Below are 3,364 nucleotides of genomic sequence, written 5' to 3'. Positions count from 1 at the left end.
AGCAATTTGCCGGCGCTCCATTGGCCTGGTTTGTCACCGCCGTGCACACCTGGAGCCGGGTGTTGGAAACCTGCATTGGAACAGGCGCGAACGCCTTTAGCCGGGGGCCTGGACATACGCGTCCGCCACCCGGCCGAAGAGCTCTTCGACCAGAACGGTCTTTCGACCGGCTTCCAATGTTCAGGGTTTCCACGCCCCGGCTCGGGAACCGCTTCCCGTGCAGGATCAGCCTATAGTCAGGACGTTAACGGATGGCGAGTGATTTCAGGACGAACTCCGCCGTGCAGCGCGATTTCAACTCCGGGTAGGAAGCTGACTCAGCGGTAGGATCTTGTGACAACGCTGCGGCACGTGAAATTATAAAGCCATCGACTACAAGATGAGGCTTAATACTCAATTTGATAAACATGGCCGTCCAGATGCTCATGAAGACGCAGGCCTAAGCCACAAAGCATGACCTGGGTATCATTTCGCCACCCCGAAGTGAACTGCGCCGGCCCCGACAAAGCCTTCCATCACGCCCGTTGCGGCCACTATATCATCGCCCACCCGCCCAATTGGACAGGACGTGATACCAAGTGCGGTTGCCACCAAGCACATGGTAGCCACGAGTGCGCCAGCGTCACGCCACAGGATGCTGCCGGCATTGTCGTAGCAGGCATCAAGCAAAGCTTTATCCGCAGCGAACTGGATAGTCGTTCCGTGGCCATGGCCCAAAATCTTGGAGATGCTCTCACGATTTGCTGCCAACGCAATTGTCTGAACCGGGCCAACGCCATGATGCCGATCATCATAGTACCCTGAGATCCCGTCCCCCAGCGGAAGGACGAGCAGCTTTATAGGGTGAAGGCCGCCACCCGAGGGGCAATTGCGACTTTCAGCTGGCACTCCAAAACGACCAGGTACCCGGCTGCGCAAACCCGTTGAATGCCACAGAAGCGCAGAGAGATCGTTGATGCCCAACGGACCGCCAACTCCAGACCGCCGCGTTTTCAGCACATCGATGAAGGCTGTATCGGGTGTGCGAACACTGCGGGGCAACAGTTGCAACGGACCAGCTTCAATGACCCGCCGGTGAGGCTTTCCGTCAAATCGTGGCGCAGGCTCTAAATTAATATGGCTCGCCATAAAGGTCTCCCATGACCTCATAGTGCTTGATGCACCCACGGCCCCCGCCACATGCCAATGGGCCCGTATGGCAGGAATGGGCCCAACCGATAATTTCCCGGGGTGCTTTGGAATGATGCACCAGTTCGGTCGTCGACATACCGATTGCCGGAGCTGTGACGCGGATCGCGCCCTCCTGCATAGCCATGAGCGCGTCGGCTTGGGAAAAAAACTCCGGTCGTCCATCAGCATGAGTGCCATCCGAAGCGACAGAACCAAGCATCAACTCATCAACTCCGATCGACGCTGCTCGCATGCCCGCCAGCGTGATCAGCAACTGATTTCGGAAAGGCCACCATTCCGGGACCGGCGCATGAAGCGATGCCGGTTGAACTGCCATGTCCCCCGATCCTAGCGAACTGCAATCGATCCGGATGATTTCGTGCCTGACACCAAGCACACCAGCCACATGAGCAGCCGTTGCAACCTCTGTATCCGCCGCACGCTGACCATAGTCGATCGTGATCGCATATTCAGGGCGCTGCCAATATGTGAGCGCGATAGAGTCGACGCCACCCGACAGCAGAACAGCTTTCACCGCAACGCCCATATGGCATGGTAGATTGCAGAAACGAGATCTCCCACAATCCGACATCCACTGCCTGCAGGCATCTTCACATCCTCAGGGCGCATATTCTGCGCCAAGCCAACAACCGGGATACCGCGCGCTACCGCATAACCAATTTCGAAGATCGTGCCGACATCCGCACCGTTGAGAATGGCTAACACTGCCTCGCAGCCATCGAGACCCTGCAAGTCCAGGGGCGCCACGACTTCTCCCGGGCCTTCGCCGACATCGTGCAATGGCGAAAACACCGGGACATTCATCATCAGCAACTGATTGCGGACTTCCTCCACGACCCAGCGTTCAGCAAGGTTGAAGAAAGGGGCGGCAATGTAAATTTTACCGCTGCCTGGGATAGCAGGCTCCGCCGCCATCTCCATCAAGACTTGCGCTGAAGGGATGGGTAGCGCATGCGTATTTACATAGTGGCTCGTCGCGCGTGATGCCAAATCTGCCGCTTCTGCTGGCGATCGTTCCTCAAGTGCCCAAAACTGCGTGAATGCCGCAGAAAATACGTCGCCTGAACCGATCTTAAAAATGGTCTCGCTACGATAGGCAGGGACCTCCCATTGCCCCTCTCGCGTCGCGACAAGCGCGCCATGTCCGCCCATCTTCAGGACTACGACATCCGCTTCGTTTCGCTCAAGCAAAGCGAATGCACCTTCACGGGCATCGACCTTGCCCGAAAACTGTCGGGCCTCCTGCCGGTTTAGAATGACAGCAAGTTTGTCGGCGTGCGATCCGTTTTCCGCGAAGGGGCGCGGATCAAACGCAGACTGCGGATCGTAAACCGCAACCTTGGCTAAAACCTTGGCATCGCCTTCAAGCATCCCAAATCGCAGGACGATATCGTCGTGGACCTCCAAAGGCGCATGTCGCGAGATCGCATCCGGTCTGGGCGTGATCTTGGGCGTGGCCAAGGAGTGAAAATAATCGAAGGCGATCTCACGATTTATCATCGGTCCATCGACGATGATGCCGTAAGCCGACCTCAGGCTAGCTTCCGCATCATCTAGACTGACGTTGCGATATGTCCGCAGCTTGATTTCACCCGCACCGCTCAACGCAGCCGCAGCTCTTCCCCCTGAGCCATAGGCGTCATCCCATCGAGGCTCGATGCATCGCTCAACGTAAAGCCCGCCGGCCACTGTGATCACGCAGGCTCGATCCGAACCTCAACGGCACCGCCCCTGATGGACGTCACTACAGCGACATAGCTGCGCCCCTGATCTATGCACGTGATGATCCGCACATGCCCACGATGCGTCAGCGCACCCGCCCTCTGGCCTAGTGGGGTTAGCACCTCCACAACAGGGTTCGGACCCGCTCGGTTCAGATTAACCGTCAGAATGTCGCCGACGTTCAACGTTCTAACCACATTGGGCTGAAGGCTGTTCAACGCCGCCGTTTCGACGATATCGCAGGGATCCGGAGCGCCACCCGTGCCACCACCACCGCCAGCACCTGTTCCCGGCTTACTGGGATTTACCCGAGCAGGGGTCGCAGAATATCCATCGTCACGCGAGCCGCCACTTCCTGTCACGTGTCCTCCAATCGCTCATCAACGTGCGATCGAAGCTATATCGTAACCGAACGGTTGAGGCCGCCTGCCAAGATGTGAGTTGGGCGGGT

At 57.8% G+C, this 3,364-nt stretch carries 3 protein-coding genes; all 3 read right to left on the bottom strand.

Translation table 11 applies throughout. The annotated features are described in order from the left end of the window. Window positions 1–465: 465 nt before the first annotated feature. Genes ET21_RS27225 through ET21_RS0118090 form a run of 3 tightly spaced genes read right to left on the bottom strand, consistent with a single transcriptional unit; the run spans window position 466 to window position 2,889 of the window. The gene (locus ET21_RS27225; RefSeq protein ID WP_162180713.1) at window positions 466–1,128 is read right to left on the bottom strand and encodes a nitroreductase family protein; all 663 of its coding nucleotides are present in this window, start codon (window positions 1,126–1,128) and stop codon (window positions 466–468) included. Then, on the bottom strand, window positions 1,112–1,705 hold the full coding sequence (locus ET21_RS0118095) for a 7-cyano-7-deazaguanine synthase (RefSeq protein ID WP_202807138.1): 594 nt from the start codon (window positions 1,703–1,705) through the stop codon (window positions 1,112–1,114). Before ET21_RS0118095 ends, ET21_RS27225 begins: the two co-directional genes overlap by 17 nt. Next, window positions 1,702–2,889, bottom strand: a complete 1,188-nt coding sequence (locus tag ET21_RS0118090) for a PfkB family carbohydrate kinase (protein ID WP_051768219.1) — start codon at window positions 2,887–2,889, stop codon at window positions 1,702–1,704. Before ET21_RS0118090 ends, ET21_RS0118095 begins: the two co-directional genes overlap by 4 nt. Window positions 2,890–3,364 lie beyond the last annotated feature (475 nt).

It is taken from the genome of Sphingobium sp. DC-2 (genome assembly GCF_000722555.1).
Taxonomy (GTDB): Bacteria; Pseudomonadota; Alphaproteobacteria; order Sphingomonadales; family Sphingomonadaceae; genus Sphingobium; species Sphingobium quisquiliarum.
Note: the sequence above shows the minus strand (reverse complement) of the source record. Positions and strands in the feature narration are given on the sequence as shown.